Below are 19,009 nucleotides of genomic sequence, written 5' to 3'. Positions count from 1 at the left end.
CCGCACGCAAATGACCTGCGACGATAACGCCCTGGATTGTTAGATGATTAAGACAACTACAGTATGGCTCTGACGCGCTTACTGATTAAAGATTTCCGCAATATCGAAGCTGCCGATCTGGCACCTGCCCCGGGGTTTAACTTCCTGGTGGGGGCCAACGGCAGCGGCAAGACCAGCGTGCTGGAGGCGGTGTATACCCTTGGCCATGGGCGCGCATTTCGCAGCCTGCAGGCCGGGCGAGTGATCCGCCACGATCAGCCGGAGTTTGTGTTGCATGGCCGGATCGAAGGCAGCGGGCGCGAATTATCGGTAGGACTGAGTAAAAGCCGTCAGGGTGACAGCAAAGTGCGCATCGATGGCCGCGATGGCCATAAGGTGGCAGAGCTGGCACAGCTACTGCCCATGCAGTTGATCACCCCCGAAGGTTTTACCCTGCTTAATGGCGGGCCGAAGTATCGGCGTGCCTTCCTGGACTGGGGGTGTTTTCACAACGAACCCGGTTTTTTCACCGCCTGGAGCAACCTGAAAAGGTTACTGAAGCAGCGCAATGCCGCGCTGCGCCAGGTCAATCGCTATGCGCAGATCCGCGCCTGGGATCAGGAACTGATCCCGTTGGCCGAGCGTATCAGCGAGTGGCGGGCAGCTTACAGCGATGCAATTGCCGCGGATATCACCGCGACCTGCGCGCAGTTTTTGCCCGAATTTGCCCTGAGTTTCTCTTTCCAGCGTGGCTGGGACAAAGAGAGCGACTACGGAGAGCTGCTGGAGCGCCAGTTTGAGCGCGACAGGGCGTTAACCTATACCGCGGTGGGGCCGCATAAAGCGGACTTCCGCATTCGTGCCGAAGGTACGCCGGTAGAGGATTTGTTATCGCGCGGTCAGCTTAAACTGCTGATGTGCGCATTGCGCTTGGCGCAGGGTGAGTTTCTCACCCGCCAGAGCGGGCGGCGTTGCCTGTATCTGATTGATGATTTTGCCTCCGAGCTGGACACCGGCCGTCGCCGGTTGCTGGCCGATCGCCTGAAAGCCACCCAGGCTCAGGTTTTTGTCAGTGCGGTAAGCGCTGAACAAGTAACCGACATGATGGGTGAAAAGGGCAAGATGTTCCGCGTGGAACAAGGTAAAATAGAGGTTCAACCACAGGACTAAAATGAGCGAGAAACGTTGATGTCGAATTCTTATGACTCCTCAAGTATCAAGGTATTAAAAGGGCTGGATGCGGTACGTAAGCGTCCGGGCATGTATATCGGTGATACTGATGACGGCACCGGTCTGCACCACATGGTATTCGAGGTCGTGGACAACGCTATCGACGAAGCACTCGCTGGCCACTGTAGCGACATTCAGGTGACGATCCACGCCGACAACTCCGTCTCGGTGCAGGATGATGGCCGTGGTATCCCAACCGGTATCCACGAAGAGGAAGGGGTGTCTGCGGCACAGGTCATCATGACCGTACTGCACGCCGGCGGTAAGTTTGACGACAACTCCTATAAGGTATCCGGCGGTCTGCACGGCGTAGGCGTTTCGGTTGTTAACGCCCTGTCAGAAAAGCTGGAACTGGTGATCCGCCGCGAAGGCAAGGTCCATGAGCAAACTTACAAGCATGGCGAACCACAGGCCCCACTAAAAGTCGTCGGTGAAACCGACCAGACTGGGACTACCCTACGCTTCTGGCCGAGCTTCCAGACCTTTACCAATAACGTCGAGTTTGAGTACGACATCCTGGCCAAGCGCCTGCGTGAACTGTCGTTCCTCAACTCGGGCGTCTCTATTCGCCTGAAAGACAAGCGCAACGACAGAGAAGACCACTTCCATTATGAAGGCGGTATCCGTGCGTTTGTGGAATACCTGAACAAGAACAAGACGCCGATCCACCCAACGGTGTTCTACTTCTCAACCGTGAAAGACGATATCGGTGTGGAAGTGGCGCTGCAGTGGAACGATGGTTTCCAGGAAAACATCTACTGCTTCACCAACAACATCCCGCAGCGTGATGGGGGGACTCACCTGGCCGGCTTCCGTGCCGCGATGACCCGTACCCTGAACACCTACATGGATAAAGAAGGCTACAGCAAAAAGTCCAAAATCAGCGCCACCGGTGACGATGCGCGTGAAGGTCTGATTGCCGTGGTGTCGGTGAAAGTGCCCGATCCTAAATTCTCTTCCCAGACCAAAGACAAGCTGGTGTCTTCGGAAGTGAAAACGGCGGTCGAATCGCTGATGAACGAGAAGCTGGTGGATTACCTGATGGAAAACCCAGCAGACGCCAAAATCGTGGTTGGTAAAATCATCGATGCGGCCCGTGCTCGTGAAGCGGCGCGTAAAGCGCGTGAAATGACCCGCCGTAAAGGCGCGCTGGATTTGGCTGGCTTGCCAGGCAAACTGGCGGACTGTCAGGAACGTGACCCGGCGTTGTCCGAACTCTACCTGGTGGAAGGGGACTCCGCGGGCGGCTCAGCCAAGCAGGGCCGTAACCGTAAGAACCAGGCGATCTTGCCGCTGAAAGGGAAAATCCTCAACGTTGAGAAAGCCCGCTTCGACAAGATGCTGTCCTCACAGGAAGTTGCCACGCTGATCACCGCGCTGGGTTGCGGCATTGGCCGTGACGAATACAACCCGGACAAACTGCGTTATCACAGCATCATTATCATGACCGATGCCGACGTCGACGGCTCGCACATCCGTACGCTGCTGTTGACCTTCTTCTATCGTCAGATGCCGGAAATCATCGAGCGTGGCCACGTGTATATTGCCCAGCCGCCGTTGTACAAGGTGAAAAAAGGCAAGCAGGAGCAGTACATCAAAGACGACGAAGCGATGGATCAGTATCAGATTTCCATCGCCCTCGACGGCGCGACCCTGCACACCAACGGTTCTGCACCAGCCTTGGCGGGTGAGCCGTTAGAGAAGCTGGTGGCTGAACATTACGCCGTGCAGAAACAGATTGGCCGGATGGAACGCCGCTATCCACGCGCGTTGCTGAACAACCTGATCTACCAGCCAACCTTGAACGAAGAAGATCTGGGCGACCGTGCCAAGGTGGAAAGCTGGATCGAATCGCTGGTGAAATTGCTCAACGATAACGAGCAGCACGGTAGCAGCTACAGTTCTGTGCTGGTTGAAAACCGTGAACGCCAGATGTTCGAACCGGTGCTGCGTATTCGTACCCATGGTGTGGATACTGACTACCCGCTGGACTTTGAATTTATCCGCGGAGGTGAATACCGCAGGATCTGTGCGCTGGGCGAAAAACTGCGTGGCCTGCTGGAAGAAGATGCCTATATCGAACGTGGCGAACGTCGCCAGCCGGTAGACAGCTTCGAACAGGCGTTGGAGTGGCTGGTGAAAGAATCGCGCCGTGGCCTGTCGATCCAGCGTTATAAAGGGCTGGGCGAAATGAACCCGGATCAGCTGTGGGAAACTACCATGGATCCCGATCAGCGGCGTATGCTGCGCGTAGCGGTGAAAGACGCTATTGCAGCCGATCAGCTGTTCACCACCCTGATGGGCGATGCGGTTGAACCACGTCGTGCCTTTATCGAAGAAAACGCCCTGAAAGCGGCGAATATCGATATCTAACGCCTTATTTGGCTATTAAAAATCCGCGCCGGTTCGCCCGCGCGGATTTTTTTATGCCGTTTTTAGCACTAACATGGCAAGCTGAAACGCGTTAGCATGAGAAAAAACCACTGGGAGACACTCGAATGGCTATTGAACTGATTGCAATTGATATGGACGGCACGCTGCTCAATCCGCAGCACCAGATTACGCCTGCGGTAAAGCAGGCGCTGACCGCCGCGCGCGCTAAAGGCGTGCATGTGGTGCTGGCTACCGGGCGGCCTTATGTCGGCGTGCAGGACTATCTGCGTCAGTTGGATATTCAGGGTGAGGGCGATTTCTGCATCACCTATAACGGTGCCCTGGTGTTGAAGGCGACGGACGGTGCCTGTGTGCTGCAAGAAACTCTCGGCTTTGACGATTATCTCTATTTTGAGCAGTTGGCACGGGAGCTTGGCGTTCATTATCAGGCGTTTGATTTTGATACCCTTTACACGCCGAATAAAGACATTGGCAAATATACCGTCCATGAATCCCAAATGACCGGTATCCCGCTGAAATACCGCAGCGTGGAAGAGATGGATCGCACTATGCGTTTCCCGAAGGTGATGATGATTGATGAGCCTGCCTTGCTGGACGATGCGATAGCCCGCTTGCCTTCAGAGGCCTGGGATCGCTACACCATCATGAAAAGCGCCCCTTACTTCCTGGAGATCCTGCATAAGAATGTGGATAAGGGCGCGGGCGTCAGAATGCTGGCCGAACATTTGGGTATCAAGCAGGAAAACGTGATGGCGTTAGGCGATCAGGCTAATGATATTGCGATGATCGAGTATGCCGGGATGGGCGTAGCGATGGGCAATGCTATTCCAGAATTAAAGGAAATTGCCCAGCACGTAACCGGCACCAATACCGAAGACGGCGTCGCACTGGCGATCGAGAAGTTTGTGCTGTAGTTGCCCCTCACCCCAACCCTTATGTCTTGATCTTCTCCGCCTTAGCGGAGAAGATCAAGACATAAGGGTTGGGGGACAATAGCCTGCAGGTATTTTTCCAGCACAACACAACCGCCACTTTTTTCCCCTAAACTCGAGAACCAATTAGCAGGCGGCAGCCAATGCCACACCGGCAGTGCTTTCGATAATCTATCGGTATAATCATTTGCACTGTCCGCTTAGCTCAGGAACATTCATCGTATTTTGTGCTTTTTTGGTCAACGAGTAACTGACTTGGCATTTCTGCTCTGTGCCATTGCCCCACTGAACATTAACAACACCGCGTTCAGCAAGACCAGTCAGATACACTTGACCGTTGTCTCCAACGATAAAACCCTGTTCGGTTTTCTGTGCCTGATTAGTCACTGTTGCGCCGAACGGTACAGGGGTTCCATCTTTCCGTAACACTGTCATCATCGCACGTTGTCCGACGTTAGCCTCGAAGGTGGCGCGGACTAAAGCTCCCCGAGTAGGAACAACACTTTGGGTGTTTTGCACTATATCAACCTCATACGGTAGCGTTTCGGTATTTAACTGCACCTGATTTTTACGGTAAGGAGTGCCATAAGGGACGATGGCGTAGCCACGCCCGTCGGTTTTAACCCCCGCTTGGTTGCCTACACTCACACCGGCAGCACCCTGCGCCTTTACCAGTACAGTTGTTTCTCCCAGTTGCTGGCCAAAAGTCACTCCATCCTCATGCGCTACAATACCACCCTGCAGGCCATAGCTCAGCCTTTGGCTATTTGGTTCATAGGCGTAACCAGCGTTGATTTGGCCGTAGGTTCCGCGATAATCTGCATTCAGGTTAGTCGTGCTGCCCCCGCCCTGGTTGACGTGCCCTTGCTGCATACTCCAGTTCAGATTGTTGTTCGTCAACGCGGTACCACTCAGGCCCACAGTGTTTGTTGTGGCGTTTTTCTGACTAGTGCTCATGCTATAGGTGGCATAGCTATTTCCCATCCAACGATTGAGTGGCACGCTTACATTGAAGGAAAATACCTGATCACGTTCGTAGGTGCGCCCGCTGTTTCCCCTATTGTTGCCGCTAGCTACTGAATCTTCGTTGTAGTTGTAAGAAAATCCATAATTGATGCCATTCCAACTGTTATTGTAACCGGTACCGATAGAACGCATGGTTCGGTTGTTGTTCCAATAGTCCTCGCTCACCCAGCTCAAAGATAAAGCACCAGCGCCTTCCCACAGGTTTTGACTGAGTGTCACTTCGGAACGGTTGCGCCTGCGTTCCATCTGCGACTGCACACCTTCATTTCGATAGGTATCCATAACCTCTTGCAGGCTGTAGTAGCCGTCGGTTGAGTATCGATATCCGGCAATCGCAAGGTTGGTTCCTGTCTGAACAATATTCTTGCTATAGCGGATACGTAATGATTGGCCACTCTCATCTGGCTGATCCTGCTGCGTAGACCTGGTATGGGTGATATCAGTGGAAAGTGCGCCGAAACGGCCAAGGTTTTTACCCAAACCGATTGCCACTGACTGGTAATTATTCGCAAATTGTACACCGCCATAGGCGGTTAAGCCGTGAGGCAGACCGTATATACCCGTCAGTTGGCTGAAAGGCGTCTGAGCCACTTTGCTGTCATAGGAACGATATTGCCCACCGGTTAAGGTATATTTGAAATATCCTTCACGCTGCAGTACGGGAAGTGAAGCAAATGGTATGACAAGTTGTTGCTCACTGCCGTCGGCTTCTTTGATTGTCACAAACAGGTCACCGCTGCTGCCGGTCGGGTACATATCATTGATTTCAAATGCACCTGGAGCTACAAAACTCTGGTAAATCACATAGCCGTTCTGGCGAATGACAACCTGAGCATTGGTTCGCGCCACGCCACGTACTACCGGGGCATAGCCTTTCAGGCTGTCGGGTATCATGTCATCGTCCGACGCCATCTGTGCACCACGGAACGGTACGCTGTCAAACACGTCGCTTGGCGAAGTACTGTCCCCCAGAATCAGTCGACTCTTCAGCGCGATGACGTCGCGTTGTGCGTATGAGTAGACAGTACTCCATTTATCCTGCCCGCTATTATCACGTTGCCAAGTGGTATAGTTGCGTAACCTCCAGGGCCCGATATTTATACCGGGCCGCAGGTTGGCAAACTGACTGCTGCTGTTAGCGTTGTTCGTACTGGCAGTGGCACCTTTCAGACTGTAGTTTAACAAAAAGGCTGAAATGCCATTATCCCACTGTTCTTCAGGTACATAGCCACGAGCCTTCTGCGACATGGCTGCCTGTGGAACACTCAGCAGCAACTGCTGAGCGCTGAAGCGAAATTCAGCACTGGCCTGCGGAATTGCACCTAAATTAGCACACTGGTTTTCCACATCACTGATGTTGGTAAACAGTTCTGTTCTTACCCCCATAGCTTGTAATTGTTCAACGCTCAGGCAAGGTTGCAGGCTTTCTTTACCTTCTTTATTTTTCGACGCTTTAAACTCAACATCACTTGTGCTCTGGCGTTCTTTGTTGAGATAAATATCAACTCGATAAGTGCCCGGGATCTGCATATTACTATCTTCAAATACGCTCAGATCTGCGCTGCCTTGATGTGAATTATCAATCTCAAGCAACGCTGGATTAAAGTAGTCCTGAGCCTGTGCATCGAAAGATACGCTAGCCAATAAAGTTAATTGAGCGGTAATTAAATACCCCCACTTGCTGACACGTAGTAAGCGGTGTATATAATTTTTATTATTCATCCGTTTTAATCCATTGTTTGCAAGGAAACTGTTCGACCGTTGTATTAGCATTTTTGAGTGCGTGCTGAATTTCTTGGATAATTTACTTTTACTTAAGATAGTTACATTTTGCTCACATGTTCTTTGCCCACGGCACCGTAATCACTGATAATCATCCAGCTTACGCTGTTGCCGGTAGCTCCTGCTGGCAATGTAAATCTCGCCGTATCACCTGGTGCGACATAAGTTGCCTCTTTCACTTCTTTACCGGTCACTTTCACTTGCTGGAAGTTCATGTAAAAAGAGGTAGGGTTGGTGACTTGCAGAGTGTTGCCATTACGCTGCCAAATCAGTTTGTCAGTCACTTCTTCTGGGGTGCCTTTCAGGTTCTTAGGCCTATAAATCAGCTTGATACGTGTTTTCACCGCAATTTGTAGAGTATTCTTGCTCTCATCCTTTACCGTTGATGGGATGGATTTAATGTTGAGCCAGAACAGTGATTCCTTATCTTCTGGTAGATTGCCGCCCACACGGACAACACGCATCAAGTTTTCCTGCCCTGCATTTAAACGGAACAGTGGTGGAGTGATCATGAAAGGGGCTTTTTTAGCGCCGTCCACGTCGTTCTCAACCCAGCTCTGGATTAGGTAGGGCACTTTGTCTGGGTTGCTGACGGCCAGTGAAGATTCCTTCTTGCTACCGTCATAAATCAGACGTGTACCGCCGATAACCACACCTGCCTGCGCAGTACTGCTGATCACCAGCAATGTCGTCAGTAGAGTAATAGGGGAAAATTTCATAAGAGACTCCAATATCTATAAAAAAATAGGCCAACCCATTTTTGTGTCGGCCAGGGTTCACAATATTTACGCCATAGCCCAAATAATGGGCTGCTCAGACCTTAGTTGTAATTAATGGTGAAGTTAGCCGTTGCGTTAGCTTTACCTGGTTTAATCTCAGCAACATCAGCGATAGCAATGTAGCTCGCGGTGAAACCAAGGTTATTCACCGCACCTTTTGTCAAGGGATAAGCCTGGGAAGCGCTAAACAACGGCAACACATTGTTGCTGGCGTCAGACAACTGGATGCCAACGCCTTCTGCAACATCTACATCAGGAGACAGAGCTAATACGCTGTTGTCGCCATTAACAGTCGCGCCATCAAATTTAATTTTCACACTGGTTACTGTGTCCGGGCAATTTTTCAACTCCAGAGAAAACTGTGTAGTAGATACCTTGGAGCCAACCGAAGAGAATGCCGTTTTTGAGATTTTACCTAGCGTTACCTCCAAGGGTGAACCTACAGAGTTAGTCACTTCACAAGCGGCATCAGTGATTTCACCGGTGAAATTTATTTGCCCATCTGCAGCGTATGCTGTTGTACCAACTACAGAAGAAGCCAATACGGTCATTGCAATAATATTCTTTTTCATTAAGTTATTCCTTACTTACTTTATTAGTTAATAATACTGTTCTCTATATTAAGAGGTGTCAGTATGGTTTGACTCTTTAGCGAACAAGTGTAGAACGGCCTTTATATAAAGGCTGCTCTCAATAAACACGATAAGAAATTTATCGAAGCTGATACATTAAAGAGGACATCAAGGTAACTCGCATACTTATGCTTGTGTATTTCTTGATGTGGTGAACTATAGTCCCCACATGCTATTCGTGTAAATAAACTTTTAATTATCAGTGATAACAAAATTTATTTTTATCAAGAAAAATCTTGATTATCAATGCGAAGGATAAAGTGATTGGTAATTTACAATTATTACTATTTTTTAATTCAAGATATTATTACTTTTTTCTATCGCTAATAAAAAATAGTTCATTCTCGATTGTGAAGGAAAGTATTATAATAGATCTTGATTCAAAGATAGCGATTTATCTTTATCACATGATAGAAAATGTTGTTTCAACGCACTGTCGGCATGAAAACGCCAAGATCTACCCATGGTAACAATTTGTATCTAGTTAATAACCATATGTCGCTCATTATAACTCAGGTAAAGTATAAGTGAAAAAAATAAAATTCAAGGTGTGTTTATTCTTCGTGTCAGTATGGTTTTTCATGCCATTCTGTGCCCAAGCCTTCACATGTTCGGCCCAAACAACGGCGACTACACTCACCTTGCCCGATATTTCGATACGAAAAGATTTACCCGTCGGTTCACCGATTGGTAACTTAATTACTACAGATTTTATTGAGACATATAAGTGTACAAATACTGTCCCGCTCATCACTAGTCAGAGTTTTGGGATCAAAGCTGCTGGAACGTACGTAACGAAAATCGATGGTAAAAGAATCTACGCTACCGGTGTTGAAGGGGTCGGCTACGCAATTCAGGGGCAGTCAGGTAACACTTGTGGTACCTTAGCTTGGGTTGATGGAACCAATATGGGCGACACGAATGCAAATAACAGGCTTTTTTGTAATGCCAATGGCTTGTTATCAACCCAGGCGATAACAGGTCAGATCGGGGTACAGCTTTATAAAACAGCGCAGGTCACAGGCTCTGGTTCTGTACGTTCTCGACAAGTAGGTTCATTTATTATTTTTAATAATAGAACCAGCTGGACGCAACCAGAACCTACTGTATCTATAAATTCATTCAATATAAAAACACTGACCTGTAGCGTCGACAGCAGCACGATCAGTGTTGTAATGGGAGACGTAGATAGAAATGCATTTAAGGGCGTTGGTTCTTGGCCCGGAGATGCTAGAACTAAAGTTTTTACCATTCCTCTCACATGCGCAGCTGAAACACGGGTCACTGTCCAAATAGACGGTGATACTCCAAATGCAGCAGAGGGATTATTGAATTTAACCGCGTCGGGTAATAGCGCCACTGGTGCAGCTGTCCAGATCTTGCACGATAGCAAACCATTAGCACTCGGCAGCAAAGTCGAAATCGGTTTGTCCACATCAGGAAGTAACTCGCTCGCATTTCAGGCCCGTTATTATCAAACCTCTAATGATATAACCCCTGGAAAGGCAAATGCGACGGCGACATTCACGCTTACTTATCAATAACAACTTCGCTGTAGACAGTCACAGGGTTCAGTAGTAACCCTGTGCACCCCTCGCCGTTCGATAAATGTCTGGAAATGATTGACGAAGCCAACAGAGGACTACCGGCGTTCTACCAGAGCAGTTGCTATAGAGAGATTGCCGCGCCTGCGAGCGGATAATGAAGTGGCGTTTCTAGCGGATAATCACGAGGGTTTTACCCCGCGAGAGGAAGTCAGTTTGCGTTACGGCTAGTAGATGGCATTAGCGTTCTCAGAAAGTAGGATTTTATGAAGCGTCGATGTAAGGCGGTGATTATTGATAAAATCCATTAAAACAGAGTGTTAAGTGATTATTTTAAAGTGAGCGTTATTAAGGTCGTCATTCCGTATTAAGTTGAATGGAAAAGCCAGTGCAGGTAGACGAACCCGCTTTGATAAAGAGGCTTAACCTCATGGGTATCGGTATCCACGCAGGGTGGCCGCTACAGGATAAGGAATGTGGTGTTCTGATCCTGATTGCAGCCAGAAGTTAGATTTATTCAATAAAGCCTCTTTTTGAGTAAAGATACCCTGGAATTCGAATTAGATAATTGATGATGGTTTGCAGTGATAAGTTTTTCCTATAAGAGATGAATAAAATTATTTTAAATTAATTTGTCGTAGTTGCGTTGTTAACATGTGTGTGTAGTAGTCTGATTTTCATTGTTTTTTTTAATTTAAATAAGTTTTTTATATCGCTGATAAATAAAAATTACATTTACAGTATTATCTTTTTTTGTCTATATTAATCGCGTTAAATGACACCTCGCGTAAAGCGAAGAATATCCTTTTTGTGAATGCCTTTCACAGAGACGTTATAGGACGCTATTGGCCGAGCGGTTATTTAACCGTAATGAATAGTATTGCATGGATTGATGTTTCGACGTCACGTTAAATCATAAATGCGCATTGGTCGCATTTGAAAGGAAAGTCTTAAATGAAAAAGAATATTATCGTTGCTACTTTGGTTGCTGCTGCCGCTATGGCCACTGTTTCTGCTTTTGCTGCTGATGGCCAGATTAATTTCACCGGTTCTGTAATCGATGCTGCTTGTAACGTTACTAATGCTACCAGCGGTTCTTTAGATGTTAGTTTGGGTAAAGTGTCTAAGACTGCGTTTGCTGCTGCGGGTGACAAAACTGCAGCTACCAAGTTCACCTTACAGGTGAGTGGTTGCCCAACAGGCGTAGACAGCGTCAACGTTAAATTCGACGGCACTACCGTTGCTGGTGACAACAGCGTTTTAGCCCTGACTCAGGACGCTGGCGTCGCTACAGGTGTGGGTATCCAGTTGGCTGACGCATCACAAAGCGTACTGCCGTTAAATACAGCTTCCACCAATTACGCTCTGACATCAGGTGCGGCCAACCTTGATTTCGTTGCGCGTTATATCGCAACGGCAGCAACCGTAACCAGCGGCCCAGCCAACGCAGTAGCAAGCTTCTCTATTGTTTATAACTAAGAACTAATCTGGTTGGCGATAATTATAAATAACGGGGCTATAGCCCCGTTATTTATATCGTGAAGGATATAAAATATGAATTTCTCACCTGCGCTAATTTTAGCACTGTTATTTACCGCTCATATGTCACAGGCAGGTGTCATTGTAGGCGGAACCCGACTGATTTATGACGGCAATAAGAAGGAGTCTTCACTGAGCGTCAGCAACCCGGATAAAAAAGCGTATTTAGTGCAGACATGGGTTGAAAGCACCGATGGTGTTGAGAAAGCCCCCTTTATTGTGACCCCACCGCTATTTCGCTTGGACGCTGGGCAAGAGAACCTGCTGCGTGTAGTGCGTGCGGGCGGCAATCTACCAGAGGATAAGGAATCACTATTCTGGATGAACATCAAGGCCATTCCGTCGGCAGAAAAAGAAAGTGACAGAAATACGCTACAAATTGCCATCAAAACACGTATGAAGCTGATTTATCGCCCTCATGGATTGAAAGGGGCGCCAGACAACATGGCCGACAAACTCACTTGGCAGCGCAGTGGTAATGAGCTTCGCGTGACCAACCCGACCCCGTACTACATGAACTTTCAAAAGGTAAAAGTGGCGGGTAAGGACGTGAAAGAGGCAACCCTTGTGGCCCCAGGCACTACTGCCCGCTTCGCCTTGCCTGCCGGTGTGAGTAGTGGAAGCGTGAGTTGGACCATCATCAATGATTTTGGCGGAGCCGGCAAAGAGCATACTGGCTCACTTTAAGTCACAAAGGGTACAGATAAAAACGCGGTAACTCAGAAAAGCCTTGAACGTTAAAACATCGGAAGAAAAGGCATTCTTCTGTAGGCCGCTGGAAAAATGAATGAATAGTGACAAAGGCCAAGTTAATTATATGACTAGAAATATGCAAAAAAGTCAGTCTTCACTGCGTGTCAGCCCGCTTGCGTATTTTATTGCAGTACACATGACCCTGTTGGGGGGGGTGTCCTTTGAAACACAGGCACGTGAGTTTTTTAACCCGGCGCTGCTGGAGACAGATAATCCACAACACGGGAAAACCGACCTGTCAGTGTTTGAAGAGCGGGCGATGCAGGCTCCTGGCTCTTACCGGGTAGATATCTATCTCAATAATGAACAGCAGGACACGCGTGAAGTTGAATTCAAGATAGGGAAAAGCGCCGAAGGTAAAGAGGGGCTGCAGCCTTGTCTGACGGTCGCTCAACTGAATGAAATGGGTGTTAAAACCGACCTGTTTCCTGCCATTGGGAAAGCTGAAGCACAGTGTGCCAACCTCAATGCCATCCCGCAAGCCAGCGCCGAGTTCCGCTTCAGTGCTCAACAACTCTTGCTGAGTATTCCCCAGGCGGCGATGTCGCAAAAAGCACGGGGCTACGTACCGGAAACCCAGTGGAATGATGGTATTTCGTCTTTCTTGCTGAATTACAGCCTGAGTGGTGCAAACACCGTTGCCCGTGACAATAACAACGGCGATAGCAATAGTCAGTTTGCCAACCTGCGGCCTGGCATTAACTTCGGCCCGTGGCGGTTGCGCAACTACACCACCTGGAACCGTGACAGCCAAGGTAAGAGTGAATGGAGCACAGTGTATACCTACGCTGCACGCAATATCGTTTCGCTCAAGAGCCAACTGGTGCTGGGGGACAGTACTTCACCAAGCGATGTGTTTGACGGCGTACCGTTCCGTGGTGCACAGATGGCGTCGGACGATGACATGATACCCGACAGCCTGAAGGGCTATGCACCATCAGTGCGGGGTATTGCCCGGAGCAATGCCCAGGTGACCATCCGCCAAAACGGCTATGTGATTTACCAGACCTTTGTGGCACCAGGGGCTTTTGAAATCAACGACATGTTCCCGACCGGCGGCAGCGGCAACCTGTACGTGACCATACGTGAGTCGGACGGCAGTGAACAGGAACTGGTGGTGCCATATGCATCACTGCCGGTGCTGCAGCGTGAAGGACGCCTGAAATACGCGGTGACCAGCGGGCAATACCGCTCATACGACAGCAGCGTGGAGAAAACCCCCTTCGGCCAAGCCACCGCAATTTACGGCTTGCCCTATGGGCTGACTGCCTACGGCGGTGGGCAGTTCGCCAACGAGAAGTACCACTCTCTGGCGCTGGGGATGGGAAAAAACCTGGGTGACTTTGGTGCCTTGTCGACGGATGTGACCCAGGCATGGTCGACCATGAAAGACCAACCACAGGAGAATGGTCAGTCGTGGCGTATCCGTTACAGCAAGAACTTTGTCCAGACCGGGACCAACTTTGCGATTGCGGGTTACCGCTACTCTACCGACGGCTACTACTCCTTGCAGGAAGTACTGGATACCCATCGGGACCAAGCCAGCCAACCGTTGGTTGAACGCCGCCGCAACCGTTCCGAACTGACCATGAACCAGAACCTGTGGGAAGGGGCGGGTACCCTTTCGCTGAGCTGGATCAGTGAAGATTACTGGAATAGCAATCGCACCATGCGCTCTATCGGTGCGGGGTACAACAACAGCTGGAACGGTATCAGCTATGGGTTGAACTACAGCTATAACGAGAACGCTACCGCCAGCGGCAGCAATGGCAGCGGGCGCGTGTATGACAAAGACCAGGTGTTTTCGCTTGGTGTCAGCGTGCCGTTGGACCGCTGGGTGAGGAATACCTACGCCAGCTACAGCCTGAATACCAGTCAGAAAGGTGGGACCACCCACACTGCGGGTATGAATGGAACGGCCCTGGCCGCTAATAACCTGAGTTGGGGGGTGCAGCAGGGGTACGGTACCAACGGTGTGGGTAACAGCGGCAGTCTGAATGCCGATTACCGTGGTACTTATGGGCAGGTGAATGCCGGTTATGGTTATGACAACAACAGTCAGCGCCTGAATTACGGAGTGCAGGGGGGGGTTGTCTTGCATGAGAACGGTGTGACCTTCGGTCAATTACTTGGGGAAACTGTGACACTGGTGAAAGCGCCGGGTGCCGTAGGTGTCGATGTCGGTGGCCAAACTGGGGTGAAAACCGACTGGCGGGGTTATGCCATAGTGCCGTACAGCAGCCCATATCGTAAGAATCAGGTGCGGTTAAATACCGAAACACTGCCGGACAATGTCGACCTGACGCTGTCGAGCCAGAACGTGGTTCCAACGCGAGGGGCGGTTATCCGCGCCGACTTTGCTACTAACGTGGGGCAGCGTGTTTTGATGACCTTGCTTAAGGTTGGCAGTGTACCAGTGCCATTTGGCGCAACGGTCAGTGACCCGATGCAGAAGACAGCGCAGGGCTTTATCGTGGGCGACAACGGTCAGGTGTATATGACGGGGTTGGCGGAGAGCGGCTCCCTCAATGTGCAATGGGGAACCGAAGCAGATCAGCGGTGCCAGGTGAATTATACGCTGGCGAAACAGACAGTAGAGCATGCCAGGGTTCAGATCCTGAACGGGCAATGCCGGTAAGGGAAGTGTGATGGGAATGAAAAAGATAGCGGCGATTGTGTTCTGTATGCTCGCGGGCATGAATATGGCCCAGGCGGCGTCCGTCTGGGGGTCCTGTACTCCTGATAAAGGGACACAAGTTTTTGGTTTTGATTTTAAGCCAAAAATTGCCACGGTGGCAGAGAATCAGGCGGGACTTACTAAGGCAAGAATATATAACTGGAATCTGGGAGGAACATATCCTGGTACGTGTAACTGTGGCACTAATGAGGGAGGCAATAACTACTACAAAGCCGAGATACCGGGCTTGGTATTCGATCGCACTCTGAGTGGCCTGAATTATTATGCAATAAATAAATATCTCTCCATCGCCAGTGAACTGTATATTGGCGGGAATGTTAAAGATTACGTTGCCACACCTATAAACGATTATAGTAATAATTCTGGCACCATGTGTGCAGTTTCCTCGAATTATGCATCAGGTAGCCAAGGGTATGTTTCTTTATATTTTATCCGTCCTTTTGTAGGGGAAGTAGTGATTCCGCCGACGCCAATACTGAAGATCTATGGCACAAAAATAAAGGGACGCTATGACACGATACCGTTGGCACAGGTCACCATGAGTGCAACGGTAACTGTCCCTCAATCCTGTAATATTAACGCGGGTCAGGTCATTAACGTGAACTTTGGGGATATAAAAGCGGGCGATATAATAACCAAGGGGGCGGGGGTTGACGGTTTTACCCCCAAAGTCGTGGATTTGACGCTGGCGTGCAGCAATATTTCTGATGGTGTAAAAATCAGTTTATCTATCAACGGTGAAATCTCATCGGGGGATGAGACCGCGCTGGCAACCAGTAATACAGATATCGGTATACGGATATTGGATGCCATGGGGGGAACTGTCACACCTAACGGTGGGTTATTACCCGTTAGCATGAATTACGCAACCCAAACTGGTACTAGCACCATGAGTGTGGCCCCGATTAATGTGACTGGCAACAGGCCATCCGCAGGACTGTTTAATGCAACTGCCACCATAAGAGCGGAGATGGAGTAATTAGGGGAAAAGGTAGCCATTTTATACTTGTGAGAAAAGCTGGCACGCATTGATATTGACCATGGGGGCAGAATATCTGCCTCCTTTTTAAGTGTCAGGGATTTAGCTTAAATCCGCGTCTAGGCCGTAAACTCATTCCCGACATTTTCCATTCCTTAGCCCTTCACCTTAGCCCTCTCCACAGGCAAGTGTTCATCAGGTACTCGATCGGTACTGCGGAAGAGGGGGGGAGATTAGTCACCCAAACCTGAGTGGTGTGAAACAGCCAGGCCGATCGGGTACTATGGCGGTTCTATGCCAGCCGGTATACAGGAGCCGCCATGAGCCATCAGGAACGACAACTGACTTTTGATCCGCGAGGTCATCAGCTCACCAACATTAACGTCTGGACGCCGTGCAGCCAATGGCTGGCGTATGACGTACGGCCAAGCGGCGCATCCTTTACCGGGCTGAGTATTGAACGGGTGAACGTTGCCAGCGGTCAGGTGGAGGTGGTTTATCGGGCGCAGCATGGAGCCCATGTCGGCGTGGTAACGGTGAGCCCGGATGCGCCAGCGCGTTATGTGTTTATCCATGGGCCGGAACACCCGGACAGCCACTGGCATTATGACTTCCACCATCGCCGTGGCGTGATCGTCAGCGAACCGGATCGTGAATTGGCGATCACCCTCGACGCCCTGGACATTACTGCCCCCTATACCCCTGGTGCGCTGCGTGGCGGTACCCACGTGCATGTATTCAGCCCAGATGCCAGCCGCCTGAGCTTTACCTATAACGACCATGTGATGCATGAACTCGATCCAGCACTGGATTTGCGCAATGTCGGCATAGCGGTGCCGCTGCAAGGGGTTAATCCGCCCAAGCAGCACCCGCGTGAATACGACGGTAGCCATTACTGTGTACTGGTTAGCGCAACCACGCCAATCCCGCAGCCAGGCAGCGATCAAATCAATCGGGCTTATGAAGAAGGCTGGATTGGCCTGCAAGGCTATAGCAAACCCGATGGCAGCCGCCAGCGTTGGGCGTTGGCGTTTATCGGCGACACCCTCTCGCAGCAGGGGGAAAAACTGCCGGAAGTGTTTGTAGTGGATTTGCCGGAAAACGATGCCGACTATGCCAAAGCCGGAGATGCTCCCTTGCAGGGAACGGCAACAACCTTACCTGCCCCCCCGTTGGGGGTTCAACAACGGCGGTTAACCTATACCGGCCAACGCAAGTATCCTGGGGTTGCCACCACGCCACGCCATTGGTTGCGGAGTTCGCCAGACGGCAGCGCCATCGCCTTTCTGATGCAGGACGATCGGGGCATTGTGCAACTGTGGACTATTTCCCCAAATGGCGGGGAGGCGAATCAGGTGACACAAGCGGATCACAGCATCCAGTCGGCCTTCAGTTGGCATCCGCAGGGGGGCAAGATTGCGCTGGTGTGTGATAACAGCGTGATGCTGTGTGATATCGCCAATGGCAATCTGCAGCGCCTGACCAAGCGGACTGCGCAGCCACCACTGGGGGACGCCGTGGTGTTTTCACCGGACGGCAAACAGGTGGCCTTTATGCGTGAAGTCGCCGGATTTAACCAGATTTTTGTGGTGGCGGTTTAACTACGGCCCGGCCGGTGCTGGCGAGGTTGCCATGCCCTGGCCTGGATTGCCGCTGACAGCCAGATTTCGTTCTTCATCATGCTGGATACGCGCTTTGGGTGAGGCTGCCGCTTTATCGCTGCCTGAGCGCAGGTAGTCGTAAGGCAGCAAAATGGTGTCCATTGCCGCCGACAGGGGCAGGTCGATCGCCAGCAGGGGCATCATGGCCCAACTGGTATCTTCGCTCTTCATCATATCGACATTGGCGCGCGTACCGGAGTAATAACCCTGGTCGGCCCCGGTGTGGCTGGCTACGCTGGAGCAACCGTTAGTGGTCAGCAGCAGGCAACCGGTCGCTATCATTTTTTTTATTGGTTTCATTCGTCCATCCTGAGGGGGTACACATCCCCTGAAATTTGCTGATTTATAACATCCAGCCAAAGCATTGAAAGATGCAACGTTCCGCACTGTGGCGGCTATCTCACTTTGAGTGTATGTGATAAACAAATTTTCGCCGTTTCCATTGGCAATTATTTCATCATCACCAGTTGAAATGTGGAAAGCAAACCCCATCTTCTTTACAAGGCCAAATTAAGAATTTGCCGTAAGGGAATTCAAGCCTTATAGCCTGTCCATGATGGAAGGCTTCATTATCAACCTCGCTGAAGTGCCTTAGGAGGCTGTTTTATGCGCAACTTTGATCTTTCCCCGCTGTACCGTTCCGCGATCGGTTTTGATCGCCTGTTTAACACCCTTGAGGCTGGCCAAAGCCAGGGTAACGGTGGCTATCCACCGTATAACGTTGAGCTGGTTGATGAAAATCATTACCGCATTGCCATCGCGGTGGCCGGGTTTGCCGAGCAGGAACTGGAGATCACCACGCAAGACAATCTGTTGATTGTGCGCGGGGCCCACACCAACGAACCTGCTGAGAGAACCTATTTATATCAAGGCATTGCCGAGCGTAATTTTGAACGCAAATTCCAGCTGGCCGAGCATATTCAAATTAGAGGCGCCAAACTGGAAAACGGCCTGCTGTATATCGATCTGGAACGTATCGTGCCGGAAACATTAAAGCCGCGTCGGATCGAAATTAAGTAATTGTTGTATCACCGTGCCTGCCGTTAGGGGGCAAACTTTGAATCTCGCTTCTTTGAAGGAG

The 19,009-nt window shown here is 50.2% G+C and carries 14 protein-coding genes; 10 read left to right on the top strand and 4 right to left on the bottom strand.

All coding sequences use genetic code 11. The features are described from left to right. Positions 1 to 63 precede the first annotated feature (63 nt). From recF to yidA, 3 genes are all read left to right on the top strand, one after another. Positions 64 to 1,149, top strand: a complete 1,086-nt coding sequence (gene recF / locus N6G83_RS46970; RefSeq protein WP_211134726.1) for a DNA replication/repair protein RecF — start codon at positions 64 to 66, stop codon at positions 1,147 to 1,149. 18 nt (positions 1,150 to 1,167) lie between these two features. Further along, positions 1,168 to 3,582, top strand: a complete 2,415-nt coding sequence (gene gyrB / locus N6G83_RS46965) for a DNA topoisomerase (ATP-hydrolyzing) subunit B (RefSeq protein WP_211134727.1) — start codon at positions 1,168 to 1,170, stop codon at positions 3,580 to 3,582. 125 nt (positions 3,583 to 3,707) lie between these two features. Continuing rightward, complete coding sequence (gene yidA, locus N6G83_RS46960; protein ID WP_211134728.1) at positions 3,708 to 4,517, top strand: sugar-phosphatase; 810 nt, start codon at positions 3,708 to 3,710, stop codon at positions 4,515 to 4,517. Between the two features lie 201 nt (positions 4,518 to 4,718). On the opposite strand, the gene N6G83_RS46955 is transcribed toward yidA, so the two are convergent. The 3 genes from N6G83_RS46955 to N6G83_RS46945 all read right to left on the bottom strand — a co-directional run bounded on the left by N6G83_RS46955 (position 4,719) and on the right by N6G83_RS46945 (position 8,694). Continuing rightward, positions 4,719 to 7,283 carry a fimbria/pilus outer membrane usher protein gene (locus N6G83_RS46955; RefSeq protein WP_260524211.1) on the bottom strand — a complete coding sequence of 855 codons (2,565 nt, stop codon included), beginning with the start codon at positions 7,281 to 7,283 and terminating at the stop codon, positions 4,719 to 4,721. A 101-nt stretch (positions 7,284 to 7,384) separates the two neighbouring features. Beyond that, entirely contained in the window at positions 7,385 to 8,062 is a 678-nt protein-coding gene (locus N6G83_RS46950) for a molecular chaperone (RefSeq protein ID WP_196062650.1), read from the bottom strand. Between the two features lie 101 nt (positions 8,063 to 8,163). Further along, on the bottom strand, positions 8,164 to 8,694 hold the full coding sequence (locus tag N6G83_RS46945; protein WP_074030832.1) for a fimbrial protein: 531 nt from the start codon (positions 8,692 to 8,694) through the stop codon (positions 8,164 to 8,166). A gap of 587 nt (positions 8,695 to 9,281) precedes the next feature. Here N6G83_RS46945 and N6G83_RS46940 point away from each other — a divergent pair. From N6G83_RS46940 to N6G83_RS46915, 6 genes are all read left to right on the top strand, one after another. After that, positions 9,282 to 10,298: a fimbrial protein gene (locus N6G83_RS46940; protein ID WP_074030834.1), complete on the top strand. Its 1,017-nt coding sequence runs from the start codon at positions 9,282 to 9,284 to the stop codon at positions 10,296 to 10,298. Positions 10,299 to 11,252: 954 nt separating this feature from the next. Further along, positions 11,253 to 11,777, top strand: a complete 525-nt coding sequence (locus N6G83_RS46935; protein WP_074030836.1) for a fimbrial protein — start codon at positions 11,253 to 11,255, stop codon at positions 11,775 to 11,777. 75 nt (positions 11,778 to 11,852) lie between these two features. Further along, positions 11,853 to 12,524: a molecular chaperone gene (locus N6G83_RS46930; RefSeq protein ID WP_199063805.1), complete on the top strand. Its 672-nt coding sequence runs from the start codon at positions 11,853 to 11,855 to the stop codon at positions 12,522 to 12,524. Positions 12,525 to 12,666: 142 nt separating this feature from the next. After that, the gene (locus N6G83_RS46925; protein ID WP_081375810.1) at positions 12,667 to 15,228 is read left to right on the top strand and encodes a fimbria/pilus outer membrane usher protein; all 2,562 of its coding nucleotides are present in this window, start codon (positions 12,667 to 12,669) and stop codon (positions 15,226 to 15,228) included. Positions 15,229 to 15,244: 16 nt separating this feature from the next. Then, positions 15,245 to 16,267 (top strand): fimbrial protein, encoded by a 1,023-nt coding sequence (locus N6G83_RS46920; protein WP_074030913.1) that lies wholly within the window; start codon positions 15,245 to 15,247, stop codon positions 16,265 to 16,267. 320 nt (positions 16,268 to 16,587) lie between these two features. Continuing rightward, complete coding sequence (locus tag N6G83_RS46915) at positions 16,588 to 17,868, top strand: DUF3748 domain-containing protein (protein ID WP_211136404.1); 1,281 nt, start codon at positions 16,588 to 16,590, stop codon at positions 17,866 to 17,868. Here N6G83_RS46915 and N6G83_RS46910 read toward each other — a convergent pair whose 3' ends face one another. Beyond that, the gene (locus tag N6G83_RS46910; RefSeq protein ID WP_024527353.1) at positions 17,869 to 18,228 is read right to left on the bottom strand and encodes a YceK/YidQ family lipoprotein; all 360 of its coding nucleotides are present in this window, start codon (positions 18,226 to 18,228) and stop codon (positions 17,869 to 17,871) included. Between the two features lie 306 nt (positions 18,229 to 18,534). On the opposite strand from N6G83_RS46910, the gene ibpA reads away from it, so the two are divergent. Then, positions 18,535 to 18,948: a small heat shock chaperone IbpA gene (ibpA, locus tag N6G83_RS46905; protein WP_211136405.1), complete on the top strand. Its 414-nt coding sequence runs from the start codon at positions 18,535 to 18,537 to the stop codon at positions 18,946 to 18,948. Positions 18,949 to 19,009: the final 61 nt, after the last annotated feature.

It is taken from the genome of Serratia sp. PL7 (assembly GCF_945957435.1).
The sequence above is the reverse complement of the archived record's forward strand: the minus strand, read 5'-3'. Positions and strand labels throughout refer to the sequence as shown.